This window comes from Fodinibius halophilus (assembly GCF_011059105.1).
In the GTDB taxonomy this organism is placed as follows: Bacteria; Bacteroidota; Rhodothermia; order Balneolales; family Balneolaceae; genus Fodinibius; species Fodinibius halophilus.
The window spans coordinates 1-21427 of the sequence record NZ_JAALLS010000024.1 but is presented as its reverse complement, the minus strand read 5'-3'; the positions used below and the strand labels follow the sequence as shown (position 1 = coordinate 21427).

24 protein-coding genes are annotated in these 21427 nt (G+C 41.2%); 20 read left to right on the top strand and 4 right to left on the bottom strand.

The genetic code is table 11. The annotated features are described in order from the left end of the window. Window positions 1–591 precede the first annotated feature (591 nt). Window positions 592–1617: a zinc-binding dehydrogenase gene (locus tag G3569_RS15300; RefSeq protein ID WP_165270764.1), complete on the bottom strand. Its 1026-nt coding sequence runs from the start codon at window positions 1615–1617 to the stop codon at window positions 592–594. Between the two features lie 208 nt (window positions 1618–1825). Here G3569_RS15300 and G3569_RS15295 point away from each other — a divergent pair, with 208 nt between their 5' ends. The 14 genes from G3569_RS15295 (at window position 1826) to G3569_RS15235 (ending at window position 15039) form a co-directional block, all read left to right on the top strand. Beyond that, window positions 1826–3133: a hypothetical protein gene (locus G3569_RS15295; RefSeq protein WP_165270762.1), complete on the top strand. Its 1308-nt coding sequence runs from the start codon at window positions 1826–1828 to the stop codon at window positions 3131–3133. Window positions 3134–3272: 139 nt separating this feature from the next. Continuing rightward, complete coding sequence (locus G3569_RS15290) at window positions 3273–4469, top strand: CynX/NimT family MFS transporter (protein ID WP_165270760.1); 1197 nt, start codon at window positions 3273–3275, stop codon at window positions 4467–4469. 180 nt (window positions 4470–4649) lie between these two features. After that, window positions 4650–5123 (top strand): gamma-glutamylcyclotransferase family protein, encoded by a 474-nt coding sequence (locus G3569_RS15285; protein WP_165270758.1) that lies wholly within the window; start codon window positions 4650–4652, stop codon window positions 5121–5123. Between the two features lie 34 nt (window positions 5124–5157). Next, complete coding sequence (locus G3569_RS15280) at window positions 5158–8967, top strand: hypothetical protein (RefSeq protein WP_165270756.1); 3810 nt, start codon at window positions 5158–5160, stop codon at window positions 8965–8967. A gap of 186 nt (window positions 8968–9153) precedes the next feature. Beyond that, on the top strand, window positions 9154–9996 hold the full coding sequence (locus G3569_RS15275; RefSeq protein WP_165270754.1) for a DUF2971 domain-containing protein: 843 nt from the start codon (window positions 9154–9156) through the stop codon (window positions 9994–9996). Window positions 9997–10345: 349 nt separating this feature from the next. Then, the gene (locus tag G3569_RS15270) at window positions 10346–10534 is read left to right on the top strand and encodes a hypothetical protein (protein WP_165270752.1); all 189 of its coding nucleotides are present in this window, start codon (window positions 10346–10348) and stop codon (window positions 10532–10534) included. Next, a complete protein-coding gene (locus G3569_RS15265; protein ID WP_165270750.1) occupies window positions 10531–10821 on the top strand; it encodes a type II toxin-antitoxin system RelE/ParE family toxin in 291 nt (96 codons plus the stop codon). The genes G3569_RS15270 and G3569_RS15265 overlap by 4 nt, the downstream gene beginning before the upstream one ends. Window positions 10822–11205: 384 nt before the next feature. After that, complete coding sequence (locus G3569_RS15260; protein ID WP_165270748.1) at window positions 11206–11376, top strand: nucleotidyltransferase family protein; 171 nt, start codon at window positions 11206–11208, stop codon at window positions 11374–11376. 125 nt (window positions 11377–11501) lie between these two features. Continuing rightward, window positions 11502–11756, top strand: a complete 255-nt coding sequence (locus G3569_RS15255; RefSeq protein ID WP_165270746.1) for a HepT-like ribonuclease domain-containing protein — start codon at window positions 11502–11504, stop codon at window positions 11754–11756. Between the two features lie 384 nt (window positions 11757–12140). Further along, window positions 12141–12485 carry a DUF6122 family protein gene (locus tag G3569_RS15250; protein WP_165270744.1) on the top strand — a complete coding sequence of 115 codons (345 nt, stop codon included), beginning with the start codon at window positions 12141–12143 and terminating at the stop codon, window positions 12483–12485. 315 nt (window positions 12486–12800) lie between these two features. Continuing rightward, a complete protein-coding gene (locus G3569_RS15245) occupies window positions 12801–14144 on the top strand; it encodes a serine hydrolase domain-containing protein (RefSeq protein WP_205720236.1) in 1344 nt (447 codons plus the stop codon). Then, window positions 14141–14278 (top strand): hypothetical protein, encoded by a 138-nt coding sequence (locus G3569_RS18440; protein ID WP_205720235.1) that lies wholly within the window; start codon window positions 14141–14143, stop codon window positions 14276–14278. The genes G3569_RS15245 and G3569_RS18440 overlap by 4 nt, the downstream gene beginning before the upstream one ends. Before the next feature lie 120 nt (window positions 14279–14398). After that, window positions 14399–14638, top strand: coding sequence for a FitA-like ribbon-helix-helix domain-containing protein (locus tag G3569_RS15240; protein ID WP_165270742.1), 240 nt, complete (start codon window positions 14399–14401; stop codon window positions 14636–14638). Beyond that, window positions 14635–15039, top strand: coding sequence for a type II toxin-antitoxin system VapC family toxin (locus G3569_RS15235; RefSeq protein WP_165270740.1), 405 nt, complete (start codon window positions 14635–14637; stop codon window positions 15037–15039). Before G3569_RS15240 ends, G3569_RS15235 begins: the two co-directional genes overlap by 4 nt. Window positions 15040–15341: 302 nt before the next feature. On the opposite strand, the gene vapC is transcribed toward G3569_RS15235, so the two are convergent. Then, window positions 15342–15737 (bottom strand): type II toxin-antitoxin system VapC family toxin, encoded by a 396-nt coding sequence (vapC, locus tag G3569_RS15230; RefSeq protein ID WP_165270738.1) that lies wholly within the window; start codon window positions 15735–15737, stop codon window positions 15342–15344. Then, window positions 15734–15931, bottom strand: coding sequence for a type II toxin-antitoxin system VapB family antitoxin (locus tag G3569_RS15225; protein WP_165270736.1), 198 nt, complete (start codon window positions 15929–15931; stop codon window positions 15734–15736). Before G3569_RS15225 ends, vapC begins: the two co-directional genes overlap by 4 nt. Window positions 15932–16404: 473 nt before the next feature. Here G3569_RS15225 and G3569_RS15220 point away from each other — a divergent pair, with 473 nt between their 5' ends. The 3 genes from G3569_RS15220 (at window position 16405) to G3569_RS15210 (ending at window position 19005) form a co-directional block, all read left to right on the top strand. Next, a complete protein-coding gene (locus G3569_RS15220) occupies window positions 16405–17364 on the top strand; it encodes an NAD(P)-dependent alcohol dehydrogenase (RefSeq protein ID WP_165270734.1) in 960 nt (319 codons plus the stop codon). Window positions 17365–17549: 185 nt separating this feature from the next. Further along, complete coding sequence (locus tag G3569_RS15215; RefSeq protein WP_165270732.1) at window positions 17550–18329, top strand: hypothetical protein; 780 nt, start codon at window positions 17550–17552, stop codon at window positions 18327–18329. Between the two features lie 382 nt (window positions 18330–18711). Continuing rightward, window positions 18712–19005 carry a hypothetical protein gene (locus tag G3569_RS15210; protein ID WP_165270730.1) on the top strand — a complete coding sequence of 98 codons (294 nt, stop codon included), beginning with the start codon at window positions 18712–18714 and terminating at the stop codon, window positions 19003–19005. A 116-nt stretch (window positions 19006–19121) separates the two neighbouring features. Here the strand turns inward: G3569_RS15210 and G3569_RS18830 are convergent, their stop codons facing one another. Further along, the gene (locus tag G3569_RS18830; protein ID WP_276611358.1) at window positions 19122–19253 is read right to left on the bottom strand and encodes a hypothetical protein; all 132 of its coding nucleotides are present in this window, start codon (window positions 19251–19253) and stop codon (window positions 19122–19124) included. A 310-nt stretch (window positions 19254–19563) separates the two neighbouring features. Between G3569_RS18830 and G3569_RS15205 the strand changes: the two genes are divergently transcribed. From G3569_RS15205 to G3569_RS15195, 3 genes are all read left to right on the top strand, one after another. After that, window positions 19564–20121, top strand: coding sequence for a peptidase associated/transthyretin-like domain-containing protein (locus G3569_RS15205; RefSeq protein WP_165270728.1), 558 nt, complete (start codon window positions 19564–19566; stop codon window positions 20119–20121). A gap of 229 nt (window positions 20122–20350) precedes the next feature. After that, window positions 20351–20638, top strand: coding sequence for a hypothetical protein (locus G3569_RS15200; protein WP_165270726.1), 288 nt, complete (start codon window positions 20351–20353; stop codon window positions 20636–20638). A 189-nt stretch (window positions 20639–20827) separates the two neighbouring features. Next, window positions 20828–21361 (top strand): thioredoxin family protein, encoded by a 534-nt coding sequence (locus tag G3569_RS15195; protein WP_205720234.1) that lies wholly within the window; start codon window positions 20828–20830, stop codon window positions 21359–21361. Window positions 21362–21427 lie beyond the last annotated feature (66 nt).

Here is a 21427-nt window from a genome sequence, read left to right as displayed (position 1 = left end):
TACGCGAACTTGTTCAGGGAGATCCCTCGGCTTCACTCCGTTGCGCTCGGGATGACACTGCTTTTATTAATACTCATAATACTCAAACAACAACGCTCGTCATTGCGAGGAGTGCCGTGGGTTAGCGGTACGACGTGGCAATCTCCCTGAAACGATTTATTAGTGTGTAGAAGGTTATCCTTTAGCTACTACGCTAGCTCATAAAGGGAGACTGCGAGCGGAGTGGAACACAGCGGGGTCAGCCGGTTGGTTTATGGAGACTCTCCTGTTGTTAATAGCTGCCTAAGAAAAGATAATCTCTGTGGTTTTACGATAGCCATTGCAACCCACCCCGCTCCGCCTGCCGGCCGAGCACCTCTCCCGTGGAGGGGGCTATTACGGAATATAATTTAGAAAACTGCTGAAATTTGGTATTTCACCGGATAGTATTAGGGCTGATAGCCTCAGCGAAAAGGCTACTTAACCAAATAACAGGCACTACGAAATCCCCTCTGGGGTGGGCTTCCGGCGGTTGCCCGGAAGGTCGGGGTGTGTTTAGTAGAGATGACTGGAATTGCAACAAAAAAGTGGAATTGCCCTTCAACGGCTAAATTAAGGGACTAAAATCACCTTGCCGATATTCTTGCGCTCCTCGATATAGCGATGCGCATCGCCCACCTCATCAAAAGTAAAGGTTGTATCCACATGGGGCCTCAGCCATCCCTCTTCTACCCCTTCCAACAGCTTATTAACCCAGACATTCGCCTTTTCCGGTTCATGCCACAGGTGCCCCAGGTTAACGCCAAAAACACCTCTGTTTTTATTAAGCAACGGTAACGGATGATAAAACGGCATCTGCACTACCGTCTTTAGCATATTCCACATCGCCTTGATACCGCCCGAACTACTGTCACTGGCCGTGGAAATCCCAAACATCCCCAGCCGACCGGTCGCCCGAAGTGCCTTATAGCTGCGCTTCCACTCCTTACCGCCCAACGGATCCGTAATGAGCTCTACGCCCCTGTCGTCGGTAAGTGCCATAAGCTCTTCGAACCAATCCTTATTGCGATAATCAATTGCATAATCCAGTCCGCGCTCTCGCAAAAAGTCGTGTTTGCGACGACTTGCCGTACCGTAGGTGGTGGCCCCGATATGCTGGGCAATATCCAGGGCTGCAATCCCCACGCCGCCGCCCACATTGTGGATCAAAATAGATTCATAAGACTGCAGCGAACCCATCACCTCGATCAGCAGATAGGCCGTAATGTAGTTTACCGGGATCGCCGCCGCATCCACAAAAGAAAGAGATTCCGGCTTCTCAAACACCTGGTTGGGCTTCACGGCCACCTGCTCGGCCTGTCCCCCAAAACGAGAAGTAGCGATTACCTCTTTGCCAATCCAATCTTCGCGGATGCTGTCGCCGACCTCCCGCACCGTGCCCGATACCTCATAGCCCATCACGCAAGGCTTCGACGGTCCATCCGGGTACTGTCCCTTACGGGCCAGGATATCCGCAAAATTAAGCCCCGAAGCCTTTACCTCTATTATCAGCTCATCAGCCTTGGGCACAAGATCGGGAGATTCCTGAACTTCCAGAACATCATAACTGCCGTTTGCCGTATTAACAATTTGTCTCATAGTAAGTCGTCTGCCTGTATGTTGATTAAGGGTACCCAAAAATCCTGATAAAAGTATGGAACCCAGTCTTCGGTTATGGATATATAAACATTAGCAAAACCTATGATTATTATTAGGAAACGCTATAGTAGCGCTCTCCTTTTTTGCATAGTTTCTGCTACTCAAAAGAAATAATTACCCCATTAAATACCAAGCTATTATTAGATTTATGAGAAGAAGTACCATCATTATTTTTGCATCAGTAACGCTACTGTTTATCAGTGCCTGCAGCAACAGCTCAGGGCCGACAGACCGCAATCTAAAAACTATTATTGGCCAGGTTAAGGCCCCCGATAACAGTACCCCCGTCGAAGGAGCTACCGTTTATATCGGCAAACCGATGTCTGACTCCAGCGGCAAAGAAAAAGCCGTACCCTCAACAACCATTCAAACCTCCCCCACAGATAAAGACTGCCCAAAGCCCGAAGTCGAACATACCGCTTACACCTGTACCAAGGCCGACGGCCGCTTTGAGTTCGAAGCCGATATCGATCCCTCAAAAAGTGAAGTGGAGCTGAAAATTTTCAAAGGCCAATTTTACTTCACCCAAACTGTGGATCTGGGCTCAGGCGATACCTCTGAGGCCGGCACCATCAACATATCCACCGACGATATTGATATCGCTGTAGTGGCCTCTACCTTCGACCGCATGCAGGATGTACTGGCCAAGGTAGGCTTCGGCGAAGTCTATACTGATGAAAATCACGCCAACTATGGCAAGCTAAAACGGGGCACCGAAACGTTTGACCTGTACCACAGCCCATCTTCCCTTGGCGGCGACTATCCCCTGATGGGTAAACTCTTTGAAGATGGGGACGGCAACGGCCAGGCCGACATCCACAACTACGATATCGTTTTTCTTAACTGTGGAGTCTCCGATGAATATATTCAACAATATAAGTCACACCGCCACAAACACGCCCAATCTGCTCAATCGAGCAATCCCCAGCTAAGCAAAGCACAAATTTCGACCATCCGTAACTATGTAGAACAGGGCGGTATGTTGTATGCCACCGACCTGGCCTACAACTACGTGGAACAGGTCTTCCCCTCCTACCTCGACTTTCTGGGTTCTCCCGACACCCCGGCCGATGAAGCAGAAATACTGGGGGTTGCTTCCAAAGGTACGGCCGATATTGAAGTACCCGCCGAGCTGCTGGATGCCAACATGAAAACGTGGCTACAAAATGTTGAATGCGCCAACGGCCCCTGCCTGGAAGAGGGACAACCGCTGACGATCAAAGGTTTTATGCCGATATGGGTTGTACTCAACGGCAAACACGAGTCTTCAAATGCCAACATTTGGGTTAAAGGACCGGTAGAATGGAGCGACGGTTCAGGTGTAAAGCCACTGACAGCAACCTTCGGAGTAGGAAGTGGAAAAGTAGTTTTCAGCTCATACCACACCATCGAAGAGGAACACTCCCATAAATTGCGTCCCCAGGAACGGATATTGCAATACCTCGTTTTTGAATAACCCAACTTTCAACAGACCGGGAGTGATCCACCACCAAGAGGTCACTCCCGCTTATCGTCATGATTCCCGCCTTTTCTTTTGTATCTTTGGCTCGCTTTTTCATGCAATTTATCACCGTTTAACAGCTACGTATTTTTAGATGGCCGCCTCATCACCCTTTGAACAAAATTCGACTGCCAAAAACATCCTGCTTATTGCCGGCATTGTTCTGATTGCCGTAAACCTGCGTCCCGCCCTGGCTGGCGTAGGCCCCTTGATCGGGACCATTCGTGAGGCCACCGGCCTTTCCAATACCCTTTTGGGATTACTGACCACCCTGCCCCTGATCGCCTTTGGCGTGCTCTCCACGCTGACGCCCCTTTTTACGCGCAGGTTGGGCATTGAGGGTACCCTGGCCCTAGCAATGGGCTTGCTTTCCGGCGGGATATTACTGCGAGTTGTGCCCGGCAACCTGGCCCTTTTCGGCGGAACCCTGCTGTTGGGTATTGCCATCGCTTTTGGCAACGTGCTGCTGCCCAGCCTGGTCAAGCGCGACTTCCCCAACCACACCGGCATTATGACGAGCGTTTATTCCAGCATGCTGGGCCTTGGCGCTACCCTGGCTGCCGGCGTTAGCGTACCCTTGGCCCACGATTTGGGATTGGGCTGGCGATGGTCGCTGGGGGGATGGGCAGCGCTTTCGATATTGGCTTTTGTGATCTGGCTGCCCCAGCTTAAAAACCTGACCCTGCCCAGCCAAGACCGCAGTTTTATAAAGGCGATGAAGGACCTGGGCGGCTCTAAGATAGCCTGGCAGGTAGCCCTGTTTATGGGACTGCAATCACTGGCTTTTTATGTGATTTTGGCGTGGCTGCCCGAGATCCTGCAAGACCGCGGCCTCGATGCCAGCACTGCCGGCTGGATGCTCTCGCTCTCCCAAGGGATGGGCGTGGTAGGCACCATCTTGATTCCCGTCTGGGCTGAGAAGATCAGCGACCAGCGCATACTGGTCTGGATACTGATGATCTGCGAAGCCGTAAGCCTGGTGGGACTGATGCTGCCCAATGCCTTTTTAGTTGGATTATGGGCCTCCCTCATCGGCCTGGCGCTGGGCGGCAGCTTTGGACTGGCCCTGCTGTTTATTGTACTGCGTGCCCACGACAGCGAAACCGCCACCGAACTTTCCGGGATGGCTCAGTCTATCGGCTACCTGCTGGCCGCTGTGGGACCGACCCTTTTTGGTGCCCTCCACGACCTCACCCACGCCTGGTTTGTGCCGCTGCTCTTCCTGTTTGTGATCCTGGTTGCCAAGCTGATCTTCGGCCTCGGCGCCGGCCGCCCGCAAGAGGTGAAGTAAGCTACTGCCAAGAATGTTATGTCAACATATTATAGCACACTTCTGCAGCATAATATGCGCTATAATATTCTATTTTGCCCTTAGCAGCCTTTTATACAACTTATATCACTGAACAATAATATTGTTATACAATTACCTGATTGCGATAATCATAGTTATGCACAATAAACAATTTTAGATATGTTATACTTTGCCTATGGGTCCAACTTGCTAACCAGTCGGTTAAAAAAACGAGTGCCTTCCGCTTCAAAACTTAATAATGCATTACTTCCTGATTATTCACTCACATTTAATAAGAAAAGCAAAGATGGTTCAGGTAAATGCAGTATAATTCCAAATGCAGGGTCAGTAGTGCATGGCGTTATTTTTGAAATTGATGAGAATGAGAAATATCGTCTCGACCGAGCAGAAGGTCTCGGTTTTGGATATAATGAGGAAGAGATTACAGTATATGTCGGGGAAAAACCAATTGATACTTTTACATACATAGCCTCTAAATCTCATACAGATAATTCTTTATCCCTCTACCATTGGTACAAAACTCTTGTACTAGAAGGTGCAAGAGAACATTCTCTCCCAGAAGATTATATTGGTAAAATTCAAAAAGTAAGCTCTGTTATAGACCAAGATGAGGAACGAAGAAATAGCGTGTAAGCAGACCTTAATTAATTTATAAAAAGGCGTCAAGATGTTAAGAATTGATAATGAGCACATCAAAAAACTGGATGAAAAACAATTAACCATTCTTTGTAAAAAATTGCTTCGTGCAGAGGCTATCTCGTTTGGAATTAGGCTGGGAAGTGCAAATGGTTCTTTGAATATAAAAGCTTCAGATGGAGGAAAGGATGTTAGTATAAAATGGGATAAAAGTAAGTGTGAACACACAGATTATTTACCATCAAACAACGTACTATTTCAATGTAAAGCTACAAATATGCCTCCTAGTAAATGCAGAGGAGAAATTCTTAACACAGAAGGAAATGAAGTCGTGGAAGAGGTAGATACTTTGTTTAAAGATGGTGGTACTTACATACTTTTTTGTACTCATGATCACCAAAGAAGTAAACAAAAAGAAGCATTCTTTGACGATTTGGATTCTGTTTCTGCTAATTATGATAAAACACCAGAAATAGAAATAATGAATGCTTCTGAGATTTCAGATTGGGTCAATAATTATCCTTCTGCGATATCATATGTATTAAAATGCAATCAGCTTATTAGCCCTGTTGGATTAAAAATTTTCAATCAATTTACTGACATAACTCATGGACAACCTGAATTTGTATCGAATTCCAAGACAAACCTTATAATTAACAAGATTCATGATACTATTAGAAATCAAAAAAATATTCTAAGATTAGTAGGTTTATCAGGTTTAGGAAAAACTCGCATTGCAATTGAGTGTTTAAATCTGGGAACTGATGAAGATGAACTCAAACAATTTAGATCAATATCTTGCTATATAAAGTGCAGAAAAGATAAAGAAGGACAGATCATTGATTTTATTAATCAACTCTTAATTAATAAACAAGCCGCTTTCATCATAGTAGACGAATGCCCATCTCATATTCATAGAGAGATATCTCAAATTGTCAATTCCCCGGATTCTAAGTTATCAGTATTAACAATTGATTATGAGTTTGATCAGATTTCAAACGCTGATATTATTAAGCTCGAACCATCTGACCTACAGGATATCGTCAAGCAGATACTCAAAAATAGATTTCAAACCTCACTTCGGGATTTTGAGCTTGACAGAATTGCAAAATTTGCCCAAGGGTTCCCTCAAATTGCAGTTCTTATAGCTGAATCTAGAATTGCAGATGATATTCGGGTTGGGACTTTAAATGATGATATGATTAAAGAAAGGTTAATATATGGGCGTGAGGTCTCAGAAAACCAAATCAAATATGAAGTTTTGAGGGCCTGTTCAATTTTCGAGTATATTGGATTTACTGAAGATAAATCTGAGCAAGCAAAATATGTAGCAAATCATGTATGCGGTGATAGGATCACTTATGAATTATTTTATGAAGAGTGTGAAAAGTTTAGGAAAAGAGGAATTATAGAAACAAGAGGTGATTATATACGAGTCCGTCCTTTGCCCTTGGCAATTAGTTTGGCTGCAGAGTGGTGGGAATCAACACCACCTGATAAAATAACAGAGATTATTAGTGAAGTTACTACAAATGGCTTGGGCGAATCAATTTGTGGACAACTTTCAAAGCTTCATTTTGTAGATAAAGCAAAAGAAAGAGTCAGTGAATTATGTGAGGATGATGCCCCTTTTGGAAAAGCGAAAGTTCTGACTAGTGTACAGGGTTCACGGCTCTTTCGCGAATTAGTAAATGTGAACCCTGAAGCAACATCAAAATCTTTATATCGAGCTTTATCAAATTTAAAAATTGCTGATTATGAAGAAATCAAAGGCGATGTACGGAGAAATCTAGTTTGGGCATTAAGTGACTTGATTTTTTATGAGATATCTTTTTTTGAGTCTGCTGAATTACTCATGAATTTAGCTGTTGCGGAAAATGAACCTTATTCAAATAATGCTAAAGGTGTATTTAAACAAATATTTAAAGTTGCACTCTCAGGTACAAAACTTCCGCCACTATCTAGATTAAGTATTTTAGAAAAGGCTTTAGAAAAAAACTCAAAACGTTACACTGAGTTAGTCATCAATTCCCTTGGTGCAGCTTTACAAACAAGGAATTTTACGGGGCAGGTTAGGTCAGTTGGGCCAATTGTTGATAGAACCTCTCAAGAGTGGTATCCCGGTACCAAAGAAAAAATTGAAGAGAGCTTTGAATATTGGGAAAGTTGTTTAGATCTATTAGTCAGAATATCAAAAGAAGACAATGATTTTATTGAAATCGTTAAAAGTGAAGTTGCAATTCATACTAGATCGTTATTTAACGTTAATGATAGGATTGTAGAAAAGTTGTACCACACAATAAAAAAGTTAAATAATTTATCGGATAATATTTGGACAGATGTTTTTCAGGCACTATTAGATGTTAAACGCTATGACCAGGAAGAACTGAATGAAAATAAATTGAGTAAGCTTGATAGTCTAATAAGGGTTATTGAGCCAACTGATTTTAAAGATAAAATCCAATTTTACGTAAGCACACCAGTACACGATCACGAAAAAGAAGAAGATGGTAATTATGTTGATTTGACATTAGAAAGAGTAAAAGACCTTGGCAAAGAAATTATTGAGGAAAATATCGAGATCGTATCGCTTTTACCTGACCTCTTAGCTGGAGAACAACGATATGGGTTTCAGTTTGGAAATAAGATTGGGGAACTGGTTAATTTTGACCTAAAATTTATTGATGTATGTGTAGAAAAATTAGGAAAAGTAGATAATCCTAATCCATTATTTTTAGCAGGATATATTAGTGCTAAAAATAATAAAAAGGCTTCCTATTCTATTCAAAAAATCATTAATGATAAAAATGCAAGAGATCTACTTGTTTTCTTTATTTGTGCTCTAGATGAAGTCAAGACTGAACATTTAAAAATGATGATAAATGCGATAGAGCAATATCATATTGATACAAAAGATTTGCACAGATTTTCTTATGGGCGAAAACTAGAGTCGTTAAGTATGAGCGACTTAAAGTGGTTCTTAAATTCAATTGCTAGCCTAGGTGAGAAGGAATCATCGCTTGCATTGAAAATACTATATATGCAAGTATTTAATGACGAAGAAAAACTTCAATCCTTGCAGAACTTTATTTTAAATTTCTTTCTAACCTATAATCCCAAACCATCAGAAAGCAGAATAGATGGTGCCGATGGTCATACATGGTCAGAATTGGTAACAAAGCTTCTTAATAAGAATATCAATAAAGAATTTCCTGATTATGTATACAATACTATAATTGACATATGTTCGGATACGGATACATATTTATCATTAGACCATTATTTAACTAAAGTATTCAGAGTCTTATTAAATCGATATCATGAAGTTATTTGGCCAAAACTTAGTGATTACTTATTGAATGTAGAGGGTGTAGAGTATTTAAACATTAGAAGAGTTATTGGAATTGATGCTGTTGGATTTGGTAGAGGTAAGGGATTGGAAAATGAGAAAAGTATTCTTGAGGAGGAAATCCCAAAAGAGAAGTTAATTGAATGGTGCAACAAGAACCCTGATTCAGCGCCAATATTCTTAGCTAGTATCATTCCTGTTTATAAGGAAGAGAACAAGAAAATTACATTAAGTGATTGGGCTCTCTATTTGATAGACAACTTTGGAACAAACAAAAAAGTTTTAGCTGAAATCGGATCAAACTTCAGCTCATTTTCTTGGACTGGTAGCGTTGTCAGCTATTATAAAATTCAGAAGAATGTTTTAGAATCGCTTACAACTCACCAAATATCAGAAGTGAGAAAATGGTCAAAAGACAGGATAGATTGGCTTGATAAAGCAATAGTTCAGGAAAACAAAAGGGATGAAGAAAGAGAACTTGGTATATATTAATGTATCTAAAATAGTTTCACTTACATCTTCACAGTGTTGTGCATAACAAGCAAATTAAGCGGACGTGGTACAAACTTAGGTTACTTTCTCTGCCATTGCTGTTATAATTCTGTGTTTTAAATTGAATAACTAATCACCACGCCGCTTATTTGCCGGGCCGTTAGGTAAACTTAAAATCTATTCGAAGTGGAAAAAATTTTTGAACATTTTGATAAAACCCCTAAAACCCCAATTTATCACTATACATCTCAAAAAGGATTAATCGGAATTGTTCTTAACAAAGAAATTTGGGCATCTAAAATTCAATATCTAAATGATTCCACAGAGTTTAGGCATGCTTATTACCTTCTACAGAAGAGGTTGGGTACTGAATTCAGATCTATAGACGACAAATTTATTAATGGATTGAAAAATTCTGCTGATGGCTCAAAGCATATAAACATATTTGCTGCATCATTCTCAGAAAACGGAGATCTATTAAGTCAATGGAGAGCCTATTGCCCAGACTCTGGCGGTTACAATATTGGGTTTAATCATTCAGATTTAGAATGGTTGCTAAACAGTTATAACTTAGAAATTGTACCTTGTATATATGAAGAAGAAAAACAATTCCTACTGATTGATGAATTGATCAACCACTTTCTGACGAAATATCAAAATGATCAAATATCAGATTGGATGGATTTTTTGGATGATTTTAAATCTGAGTTCATAAGATTAGCACCAGTTTTAAAACATCCGTCCTTCAGGGAAGAAAAAGAATGGAGAATTGTTTCAAGACCTGTAAGCTATTATAACGAAGAAGTAGATTATAGACCTGGAGAATCTATGATTATACCATACTATAAAATGAGATTAGCCAGTTCAGATGATAATTTTAGTTTTCACAAAATTAATATTGGACCAACTCCACACAAGAAATTAGCTGAACATTCTGTAATGGGCTTACTATTCAAATCAGGCCATTTTAATTCAACTGCGAATCATCAAATGATAGATAAAAGCAAAATACCTTATAGAACTTGGTAGAATAAATAAAGTTTACCTAATCCCTTCAAAAAGGAAAATGTCAAGCAGCTAGTCCTCACCTACCTTAGCATCGTATTACTCCAATAAATCCTTGGTTCAAACCTATACCCCGCTCTGCGGGGCAGGTCTGGCAACCGGTTTCGGTGATCACGCACAGATTACCTGTTCACCAAAGTACAGCCTACGTAGCTTTCTACTTCGGTCTCTTACGCACCATAGCTTCAGCGACGGGGCGCGTAGTGGGCCGTAAGGTCGTTATCTAGGCTTGCAATTATCAATTCAGCTAATCGTTGTTTTTCTGTGTAATGGTTACGATACTACAGATAGAGTTTAATTCAATCCTACAGTTATGGAAAAAGCAGTATTAAAAAAAGAAATCGAAAATATGCTTGACGACCTTCCTGATGATGCCAATTGGGATGATTTGATGTATAAAATTTATGTACGTCAATCTATTGAGCAAGGACTGGAAGATTCAAAGGCTGGCCGAACTGTTTCACACGAGGACATCAAGAAGAAATACCAGCCCGCTAAATGAGAATTATTTGGACAGAGAAAGCCGAAAAACAACTTGACCAAATTTTTGAGTATATAGCTGCTGATTCTTCTCTTTATGCTTATCGCATAGTAGGACAAATAATTGAGGCAGCTGAAAATCTCCCACCTCACCCTCGAAAAGGTCGCAAGGTTCCAGAATATGAGCGAGAAGATATTCGAGAAGTATTTCATCATCCCTATCGCATTATCTATTTACTAAAAGAAGATACAATAGAAATACTCAGTGTAATTCATGGAGCACGTTTATTACCAGAAGATCCCAAGTAGCAGTGGGCGTAACCAGGCACTTCAACGCGTTTATGCATTAGAAGGTCAACTCACTCCGTACTTCTCCTTTAGTCTTATTTGAGCGGTTGCTAGGACACCTGCTATTGGATAATTTCGTACTACTTTTGACTTCCATTTCCCCATCCCCGATGTACGAGATTGCTTTTGTAAGAGGAGATGAATCTTGTCCAGGCGTTTATCTGAGACTGACCCCCTTCCATTTATTAGTTAATCTTTCGTTTTAAAATTAATTCGACATTCCGGGACCTGTCGGTTATGCGCAATGTCGTTATACAACCGATGCTTTAATTCATTTTTTTTGATCAATAGAAAAATGCATCAGTTTTAGTTAAGTTTGTTGTAGTAAGTAATTAATCGACAATTATGGCAACAAAAATAGATCTTAAAACTGAACAGCTCCAACAGCTTTACAAAAAGTATAATGTGAAGGAGCTATATCTCTTTGGATCAGCCACTACTGATAATTTTTCTGAAGACAGCGATCTTGATTTTATCGTCAAATTTGATCGTCAAGGATTTGAAGGGGGCGTTTGACCAATTCATTGATTTTAAGCAAGAACTTGAGCAAATCTATGGGCGTTCTGTTGACTTGTATCATCTGAAAAAGTTTAGGAATTCAATTTTTCAGAAAGAAGTTGAACGCTCCAAAGAACTTCTGTATGCCGCATAAAACAAGAAAGCTGCTTCTTGACATTAGCCTTTGCTGCCAGGAAATTTTAGACTTTATTGGCGGCAAAAGCTTCAAAGATTTTCAGGAAGATCGCATGCTTCAGCGTGCTATCGAAAGAGAGTTCGAAATCATTGGCGAAGCACTGCACAGATTGTCCCGAATTGAAGAAGCAACGCTTGCCGAGAAAATTCCTGAATATCGAAAAATTATCGACTTTAGGAACATTATCGCTCATGGGTTATGATATCATTGACGAAGCTGCTATGTGATATTTTGCCGTAAATCGGGTTCCAAAATTGTTAGATAAGGTCGAAGATTATTAGTCCCTAAACAAATTTTAACTATTTCTACTACGGTCTGGCTGTATACCCCCTTCAAAAAGGAAAATGTCAATCCGCCGGCTGGCGGACTCACCTACCTTAGCATCGTATTACTCCAATAAATCCTTGGTTCAAACCTATACCCCGCTCTTCGGGGCAGGTCTGGAAACCGGTTTCGATGGCAAAATTCAGGTACCTACCGGTTTGTTTTTCTAGGTGCCAAATAGTAAACTGCAATCGCATTCACACCAACCCATACGCCGGTTAAGTGCAATGTCATTATACCGCCTCCACAATACATTACAGACATGATTCATATCGCTCTGCACTTTATAGTGCCCCCGCTGGTCGCACTCACGTTCTTCCATAGCCGCTGGCGCAATGCGACGGTGATCATGATTGCAACAATGCTTGTGGATGCAGACCACTTGCTGGCTGACCCGATCTACGATTCCATTCGGTGCTCCATCGGTTTTCATCCGTTGCACACCATCCCCGCCATCGTGATCTACGCCTTTCTGTTCATTCTTCCTCTCATTATGAGGCGGAAAGCTGACGGTCAGGATTGGCATCCCACCGCTCGTGTACTACACTTAATCGGTCTTGGGCTGCTAATCCACATGGCGCTCGACTGGATCGACTGCCTGGTTTAACATGCGACGGGGGGAAACCGCAGATCGAGTAGCGAGAAAACTTTGTAACTATTTACTTTAAAAAGAGTATATCAGCTAGGAGACCTTTCTACTTTCTAAACCAATATTATTAATGCTTGCAAATACAATTCCATGGGAAAAATAATTTTTGTTCTATCATTAGTCCTTTTCGTTAATTTCTCAGCAAAAGGTCAGGAGACGTCAACATATTATTGCCCTCCTTGCAATTGCCAAGCCCATGAAACTAATGAACATTTTAAAGAGAACGGTACCTGCCCCTATTGTGGAATGAGCTTAGTACAAGCTCACAATTCAATGGATCCATCTATACCGTATCAACAGCTATTAGAATACGAAGGCAAATATGAATACGTCTCTGGATCAACATTAAAAATCATGGCATCGCCAATGGATACTACGCTATATGCGGTTATAGACAAGGCTAAATATCCGTTGTATCATGTAAAAGATGATAGCTTCACTAATATTGATGATACGCCAGTTATTTTTCAGAGAAACGATCAGGGCAATATCAATGGCTATACGGTTAATGGACAGTTGTTTGAACTGATTACAACCGATATTGAAAAATTGGTGATGTATCCTCGTAAAGAGTTGTTTAATCACCCTGAGGACTACACCTATCAAATCCCCAAAAGAACGAACGATGGCTTAGAAGTCGAGAATATCAATAATGCTTTTGAAACCCCCGAACGTATCAAAGAAATGGTTAAGCAAACTATTAAAGGTAACTATCCCGATGTTCACAGTATATTGATTTATAAAGACAACACCTTGGTACTTGAAGAATATTTTTATGGATATGACATAAACACTCAACATCAACTACGTTCAGCAACAAAGGCATTCATCGGATCACTTGTAGGCTTGGCCATAGAAGCAGCTGCGATCGGTAGCGAGCAGGATCAACTCTTGCCTTATTTTAAGGATAAATACAAGAGCTTTGATCATATGAGCCAGCGAAAAAGAAGCATTACCATTCAGGACTTTTTAACTTATCGTCATGGCCTGGATTGTGAAAACAACAATCCGGAAAGTGAGGGAAATGAGCAGCAAATGATGGAAAGTGCCGACTGGGTAAAATACACGCTCGATCTTCCAGTAGTTCATCAGCCCGGAGAAGTATCATCTTATTGCACGGGAGCAGCATTAACCTTGGGACGGCTTGTTGAGCTTGCAACGGACAAACCCCTGGAAGAGTTTGCTGATAAACATCTCTTTAAGCCTATGAATATCACCAACTACGACTGGCGGTTTGACCCTGATTCCACAAGCCGACAAACGTTTAGTCAAATGTACCTTCAACCGCGAGACCTTGTTAAGCTCGCAACGATGTATATGAATGGTGGAAAATGGCAAGGTAAGCAAGTTCTTCCTGAAAACTGGGTACGGAAAACATTTGAAGAATACACTTCCGAATTTGGCTACTTATGGGAACACAAATATGTTGTTATAGATGGCAAACAATACAATTCCTACATGGCATCGGGTAATGGAGGTCAAAAAATAAATATTTGGCCTGACTACAATATGATCACAGTTTTTACCGGAGGGAATTATAATTCATATGAACTGTATGGAAAAAGCACTCCTCCGAATCAAATGATCCCGAAATATATATTACCAGCACTTGATTGAATTGGTATAAACCAGCCGCTTCAACTCGGACCTTGATAGCCGGGGCACGGCGTGCCTCGGCCCACCTGCGCCAAGATTTCGGTGGGCAGGCCTATGCTCGTTTTGTTTTCTTGCTGTCAAATAGTAAACTGTAATTGTATTCATAAGAGACCGTACGCACCTTATGCCCAAGTCGACAGGTACCTTCATTTTTCTTGCAATAATTCCCTTCCCTTTTTAGTTTCATATAGAAACCATAACGAAACTAATCTGTTATGCCTAGTATCACCGTAAAAAACATTCCAGAAGAAATTTACGATCGAGTCCGTAAGCAGGCCAAAGCTCATCACCGTAGTATCAACAGTGAAATTATTGCCTGTTTAGAACAAACCGTCAAACCTCAACAGGTTTCTACTGACGATATCTTGCAAGAAGCACGTCGATTACGTAAAAAAGTAAAAGGGAGCCTTTCTTCCGAAGAAATTGAATCCGCCATTAATCAGGATCGTCCATGATCGTTGTTGATACTAATATCCTTGCTCACTTTTGGCTTCCATCAGATTCAACAGAACTTTGTGACCAGCTCTATCAAAAAGATCCACAATGGGTCGCCCCTATTCTTTGGCGGAGTGAATTTCGAAATGTAGTAACGCTATATTTACGAAAAGAGCTGATCGATTTAGCAGAAGCGTTACTGATTATGGAGAAGGCTGAACTTCAAATGAAAGATCAACAATTTCAGGTGAATTCAGTCCAAGTTCTGCAGCATGTCAGCCAATCGACCTGTTCATCCTACGATTGTGAATTTGTTAGCTTAGCCAAGGATCTGGATCTCGAATTGATTACCACGGACAAAAAACTTCTTCGGGAATTTCCAGCATTAACCAAACATCCAGAAAAAGTAATCGAATCGTAAGTTTTGTCCCCCCCTTTAAAACGGAAATTATCAAGCAGACCCCGTAGGACGGGGCAGGTCTGGCAACCGGTTTGGGGGATCACGCTCGGACTGCATGCCTTCTGGGCAGCCTTGATGCCGGGCGGTTGAAACCGCCTGCTATTCGTTAAGCTTCCTTAAGGGAGCTTCTTGGTTAGCGAGATGCTTCAGCATCCAGCGTACACACGGGTGCGGTGCCTTGTCCCCCCTCCATCTTATAATTACTCTTTCATTTGCAAACAATTTCAACACTCAAGCGCCTGCACTTATGTACAATGTTGTTATCAGTCTCGGTAAATTCGCAGCGGTAACTGCGTTGCTATCTGATTGAAGTCTTTATCGTTATGTAGCAACTCCACTTCGTGTTCGATGCACCAACTTCCGATGAGCATATCTACAGTTTTTCGAATAGTTACGCCTTTCGACCGAAGAAAACGAAAATTAGATGCTGCTTTTATAGCCAGCGGTTTTCCTCCGAGATGAACACAATCTAGCGGATCAAGCGCTTGTTTGGCTAATCTAAACTCTTTGTCACTATCGAAACCTTGTAAAATTTCGGTGAGAATAATATCTCCCACAAGGATTGACTGTTCAGAAAGGATCCGGTCAAGATTTTCGGTTTGCTTATTTTCTACGCCATTGAAATAATCGACCCATACACTGGTATCTACTAAAATCACTTCTCGTCATTCCTCATATCCTCTAAATCACCTTTCCAGTGCAATTTCCCGCGCAAGTTTTTGATATTTTCTTGCTTTTTACGCTGGACTAACAATTTCAAGCCTTCTTCCACAGCATCTTTTTTCGTTTTTAATTGACTCACCCTCAAGGCTTCATCCATCAAGTCGTCATCAATCACTACATTCGTTCGCATAATTGTACCGATTTAGTCAATGTGTATTTTTTATTAACCTATACACATAACTACTAAATTCCTAACTTTATTGTACACCTACCCCCTTCACAAAGGAAAACATAGAACGGGGCAAACTAGTCCTCACCTGCCTTGGGATCGTATTTGTCCAATAAATCCTTGGTCCAAACCTGTTCCCCTCTGCGGGGAGAATCTGGCAACCGGTTTGGGTGATTATGCTCGGATTCCCTGTTCACCAAAGTACAGCCTACGTAGCTTCTACTTAGGTCTCTTACGCTCCATAGCTTCAGCGACGGGGAGCGTAGTAGGCCTTTAGCGTCGGTGAACCTGCCCGTTTTGTTTTCTTACTGCCAAATAGTAAACTGCAATTGCATTCACAAGAGACCGTGCGCCGGCTAAGGGCAAGGTCGTTACAGGGCTTAGACTGCATTCCTCAAAAAAAACTCTCATCCTTCAACCAGGGAAAAGTTAAAATGAAAGCTTTTACAAAATATATATATGGTGGGCCAGAAATTCTTCAATTGGAAGAAGTAGAAAAGCCTACTTTGAAAGACGATCATATTCTGGTTAATGTTATTGCCAATTCAGCGAATCCTGCCGATTGGCATATTCTTAGGGGAAAACCTTTTTTTGCTCGATTCTCTTTCGGGCTGTTCCAGCCAAAAGAAAAAATCCCGGGAGCGGACTTTGCCGGCATTGTGGAAGAAGTCGGGAATAATGTAGAGTATTTTAACATTGGAGACCGTGTATTTGGAACGACATCCACAGGCGGGGCTTTTGCTGAATATATTTGTGTGCCAGCAAATGTTTGTGGTCTCATGCCGCAAGGAATAGATTTTCCTGAAATGGCATCCGTGCCCATAGCCGGGGTGACCGCCTTACAAGCGCTCACCACCCATGGAAACCTCAACAAAGGAGAATCAGTTTTGATTAACGGTTCATCAGGAGGGGTCGGTCATTTTACGGTTCAAATTGCGAAGGCCTATGGAGCGAAAGTAACGGGTGTCTGTTCAAGTAAAAGTGTTGATTTTGTAAAAACGCTGGGTGCAGACCAAGTCATTGCCTATGACAAACAAAATATTCATCAACATGATGAAGAATACGACCTCATTATTGATGCCCATGGAAATCTTACCCATAAAGACTACGCACGTATGGGACAGCGCGGGGTTATGGTAGGCTTCACAACGATGGGTAACATGGTTTCGGTTCTTTTAAAAAATGCTTTCAGCAACTACCCGTTGGCCCTGTTTACCGCTGAAGCGAACACCGCTGATTTAGAGACATTAGCAACTTTGATCAAGGAGGGTAAAATTAACGTTAATATTGAGAAGACCTATCCCTATAAAGAAATACCTGAAGCCATCAGCTATATTGAAGACATGCATACGAAAGGAAAAGTAGCAATGGTTTGGAAAAGTATTGATAACTGAAAGGCTATTGATACCTTTAAACTTAAAACGTCCTATAATCTGTACATTCAAGCGGACGCACTCCCCTTCCCTGCCTGTTTTGTTTTTCTGGGTGCCAAATAGTAAACTGCAATCAACTTTCACAAAAATACACCCACTGGTTACGTACAGGATCGTTATACCAATGTTGATCCATATTTAGAATAATGAACAGACTACTAATCATATCGACACTGATCGTTTTAATTTCTTGTGACCAATCGAGAAAATCTGGCCATTCAAAAAATCAGCATGACGAGAAAGAAATTCCATCAGCCAAAATTGTGTCTTTAAAAACCCACAATGAAACCAAGGAAGTAGAACAGTTAGAGAGCTTTGAATATCCCGCCCTTGATTTTAAATCGCCAAAAGAACAGTCAGATTCTTTACAAGCATTCATGGAAAGAGCTACAAACCCAGCTTCAACAAACCGACAGAAATGGAAACTTAAGTTTTTCTGTGCTTTTCCCAATTCCTTTAATAGGATGCAGTTAATTTTTGGTTTTGACAACGAGAAAGGTGCTGCTCCACTTTATTCTACAGACAATACAACTCGGGACTACTTAGACAAAGGGATATTTAGTGATGTGATCGGTTATTTTAGTGACCTAAAGTCGATACCAGACACAGCTTATTACAAGAAATACATTGCTATCAATATTGATGGCAAGTGGAAAGCTGACAATATTAGTAATGCTTTTGGCTTTCATCATAAGATACTTAATGATACAGAAGACGTTTGTTCAGTATTATCACAGTATGATGCCAGCCAAATAAGAACTGTCTTTCGGTTCATTTTTGATGGACCACATCCAAAGAACGACTACAACAAGAAATTATACAAAAATCTCAAATCGAAAATTGACAGCCAGGACAAAAGGCTAAGTCGATTATTGACGGAATCCTACGAAAACTTAATGACTGAAGATGACGGACATGGTCATTAAAAGAAGTAGAAATAGACACAAAAACCTTTTCCAAAAATGACACCCTTCCGCAACACATCTATTGTCCTTATCGCAATTTTAGCAATTGGGTGTGGCGAACCTGCGTATTATCAAAAAGTAGAAACTAATCCCAAATGGTGGCAGTTAAAGAGGAATTCTCTAAAAAAGTTTATTCTGCTGACCAACTTGGGACAATAGACTATGCTGATCACAAAAAATTTGCCCTTCCATATAACCAGCGCTTTAACTCGAATCTTGCTATCTGGGTTCCAGGCCCTTGTTCCTTGCTCGCTTCCTATTTTATAGTTACTCTTTCAACTGTAAACAATTGCAACATCTTGGCGCCTGCCGCTTATCATCTATAAAGGCAACGGTACACCCCATGAGTGATTCAAATATAGAAATCGACGAGAGTCAACTTGTTTCGCCTCCTACTTTTATTCAAAGAGTGAAACATACTGTCTATGCAATAATTTTGGGCGCAGTTCTTGTTCAAATGGTTTCCTTTTATGGTGCAGCTAAAAGTGGGACTTTTGTACCTGGTTCAATCGTAATCCATTTCGATAACTTCTACTTTTGGGGATATTTAGCAATTTGTGGCGTACTGGGATGGATTGCCGGACAGAACTTTTTAGAATGGCTAAAAGTAAAAATGGAATTTTGGAAATTTTGGTAGTTCCCGGCTGGAACAAGTTGTCCTTTGTGGTATAAAAGTTGGGACAATTAGCGTTGGAATTGTAGCTATTTATATGGTGATAAAAGTTTTACTGACGAAAGGTTAACAAAATTCAACTACTTTTTAGAGGGCTTTGCAAAACCTTTGATTTCGTCATTCTGAGCTTGTCGAAGAATCTCCAGCATCCATCTGCTGCCGTTGAAAGGGAGATCCTTCATTACATTCAGGATGACTGCCTGGTTTTGCAAAGGTCCCTTTTAATGGTTTATACCCACGCTTCGATACTACTGGATATGTATTTCTTTCCAGATTCTCGAGAAAAAGCAAATTGGCAAACGTCCGATTAGTCAACTTAAAACCTGGCAACTTTACCTCCCCTCTTCAAAAAGGAAAATGGCATGCAGCTCTCCCAGAATGGGACAGGTTTTATTAGTCACGGTAGGATTACTACTGGTTTTAATTTTTAGGCATCAAACAATAAACTACGATACCGCCAACAATACAATAGCAACACTCCTTTTTAAAGAGGACTGGTTTGTAAACTACTATTGAGAGCAGATGAAAAAATCACTATTCCTCATATTCAGTCTATTGGTCTTTCCCCAATCGATGACGGCTCAACATAGCATAAGTGGATATATTGTATCCCTTGAAACGGCCAGGCCCATAACAGATGCTACTGTCTTTCTGAAAGACAAATATAACCTGCCTTTTGATAATCCGGACTCTTTAAAAGCAACAACCGATTCCACCGGCTTCTATCGCATAGGCGGAATACAGGAAGGCACTTATATTATAAGTACCTGGACAACCTATCGTGCAATGGATCAGCGGTATGCTATGGTATTAGCATCGGACAGAATTGAGGTCGATCGTAATTTGTCTATAGACTTTGTTTTTTCAGAGATCGCTTTTAAATACAGACTCGATTATAAGTTTCGAAAACGGGCAGCATTTAAGTCAAAGAAAGCAGCTAAAGCATTTTTAGATACGGTGCAAAAAAGAAATGTCGACCTAATAGCCCGCCGGGCAACCTCCCCCAAAATATATATTGATTCCAAAAGAGATACACTACTTACCTGGCTGATCAAAAATATAAGTGATCAACAACAGTAATAGAAAATATCGGTTTAAAATTGGAACAGAAGTCCAATAGGCATAGAATGCTACCAATAAGAACATACCAAACTGTCTACTTAGAGCGAGATCTGTAATCACCACCCATTCCGATCAATTTATCTGGCTTCTTCTTTCTTCTATAATTATCTATTATTCAGTGACTACTTGTGAAAATACACATCAAAGTTGCAAAGTTATTATATCCAACTATTAAATCTACAGGATCATGAATAGCATACAACAGGAATTTATAGCAAACAGGAAAAAACTTTATGTGGTGGTTGTTGTCAGCGCTCTGCTGATGTTTGGGATCGTGTATCTGTTGGAAATGAACATGGTGGGATTGGTGCCCGGGTTGGCGCTGGTGCTTGCCACAATCGGACTATCCATTTGGGGGGTAACTAGCTTTTGGAGATGTCCTTCGTGCAACGGACATCTTGGCAAACTCTATATTGGGCTTGACCATCCCAAGTACTGCCCGGGATGCGGGGTTGAACTTATTGAACAAGATTGATGCCCTATTGCTGCCGAGCCAGACAAAAAAAGGTTACATAGCCCCAACCAACTACGGCCGATTGTCAGAAAGCCCTGTTTTTTCTTGCCCGAAATCTCAAATATGATTACCCTTGCAAACATTAATACGATTATCATTCTAACTGCTATTTTCAGCACCTGATAAATACCCGCTTTAACAATCCCTTGCATGAATTCAAACGAACTTATAGCGCACCTTAACCGATTGGAAAATTGGCTTGAAGAAAGTAAATCCCGGTACCATCTTCTACCCTTACGGATGGGCGGCTACCTGCTCTTAATAATTACGTTACTGTTCAGCAATCTGCTTGCCGTTATACGATGGCCGGTGGTATCCCTAAAACGCTTATTCACCGGCAAAGCTAGTCAGGCCAACGAGCAAATAGATTCAAACAGAGTCAATGAGGTGAATGCTCAACAACTAGAACAAGCCATGAAAAGTCCCGGTCCGGTACTTATAGACTTTTGGGCCGAATGGTGTGGCCCCTGCATTATGATGAATACCCCTTTAAAAAAACTGGCCGCCTCTAACGAGATCAACTGTGCTATTGTAAAAGTTGATACCGTGAAGCATAAAAAGTTAGCTGACGAATATAATGTAAAAGGTCTGCCAACTCTGCTTCTTGTAAAAGACGGAGAGGAATTAAAACGCTATGCCGGGGCGCTCTCCTATCACGAGTTAAAGGAGTTTGTTAATCAATAATTACAATAGGTTTAATAGTTTTCCTATCTGGCTGAACTTGCTACATTTTGGTGGACACCCAGTTAA

Coding starts and splice junctions, on each gene's coding strand:
- G3569_RS15300 (WP_165270764.1), bottom strand. CDS start 1,617: ATGAGACAAATTGTTAATACGGCAAACGGCAGTTATGATGTTCTGGAA.
- G3569_RS15295 (WP_165270762.1), top strand. CDS start 1,826: ATGAGAAGAAGTACCATCATTATTTTTGCATCAGTAACGCTACTGTTT.
- G3569_RS15290 (WP_165270760.1), top strand. CDS start 3,273: ATGGCCGCCTCATCACCCTTTGAACAAAATTCGACTGCCAAAAACATC.
- G3569_RS15285 (WP_165270758.1), top strand. CDS start 4,650: ATGTTATACTTTGCCTATGGGTCCAACTTGCTAACCAGTCGGTTAAAA.
- G3569_RS15280 (WP_165270756.1), top strand. CDS start 5,158: ATGTTAAGAATTGATAATGAGCACATCAAAAAACTGGATGAAAAACAA.
- G3569_RS15270 (WP_165270752.1), top strand. CDS start 10,346: ATGGAAAAAGCAGTATTAAAAAAAGAAATCGAAAATATGCTTGACGAC.
- G3569_RS15265 (WP_165270750.1), top strand. CDS start 10,531: ATGAGAATTATTTGGACAGAGAAAGCCGAAAAACAACTTGACCAAATT.
- G3569_RS15260 (WP_165270748.1), top strand. CDS start 11,206: ATGGCAACAAAAATAGATCTTAAAACTGAACAGCTCCAACAGCTTTAC.
- G3569_RS15255 (WP_165270746.1), top strand. CDS start 11,502: ATGCCGCATAAAACAAGAAAGCTGCTTCTTGACATTAGCCTTTGCTGC.
- G3569_RS15250 (WP_165270744.1), top strand. CDS start 12,141: ATGATTCATATCGCTCTGCACTTTATAGTGCCCCCGCTGGTCGCACTC.
- G3569_RS15245 (WP_205720236.1), top strand. CDS start 12,801: ATGGATCCATCTATACCGTATCAACAGCTATTAGAATACGAAGGCAAA.
- G3569_RS15240 (WP_165270742.1), top strand. CDS start 14,399: ATGCCTAGTATCACCGTAAAAAACATTCCAGAAGAAATTTACGATCGA.
- G3569_RS15235 (WP_165270740.1), top strand. CDS start 14,635: ATGATCGTTGTTGATACTAATATCCTTGCTCACTTTTGGCTTCCATCA.
- G3569_RS15225 (WP_165270736.1), bottom strand. CDS start 15,931: ATGCGAACGAATGTAGTGATTGATGACGACTTGATGGATGAAGCCTTG.
- G3569_RS15220 (WP_165270734.1), top strand. CDS start 16,405: ATGAAAGCTTTTACAAAATATATATATGGTGGGCCAGAAATTCTTCAA.
- G3569_RS15215 (WP_165270732.1), top strand. CDS start 17,550: ATGAACAGACTACTAATCATATCGACACTGATCGTTTTAATTTCTTGT.
- G3569_RS15210 (WP_165270730.1), top strand. CDS start 18,712: ATGAGTGATTCAAATATAGAAATCGACGAGAGTCAACTTGTTTCGCCT.
- G3569_RS15205 (WP_165270728.1), top strand. CDS start 19,564: ATGAAAAAATCACTATTCCTCATATTCAGTCTATTGGTCTTTCCCCAA.
- G3569_RS15200 (WP_165270726.1), top strand. CDS start 20,351: ATGAATAGCATACAACAGGAATTTATAGCAAACAGGAAAAAACTTTAT.
- G3569_RS15195 (WP_205720234.1), top strand. CDS start 20,828: ATGAATTCAAACGAACTTATAGCGCACCTTAACCGATTGGAAAATTGG.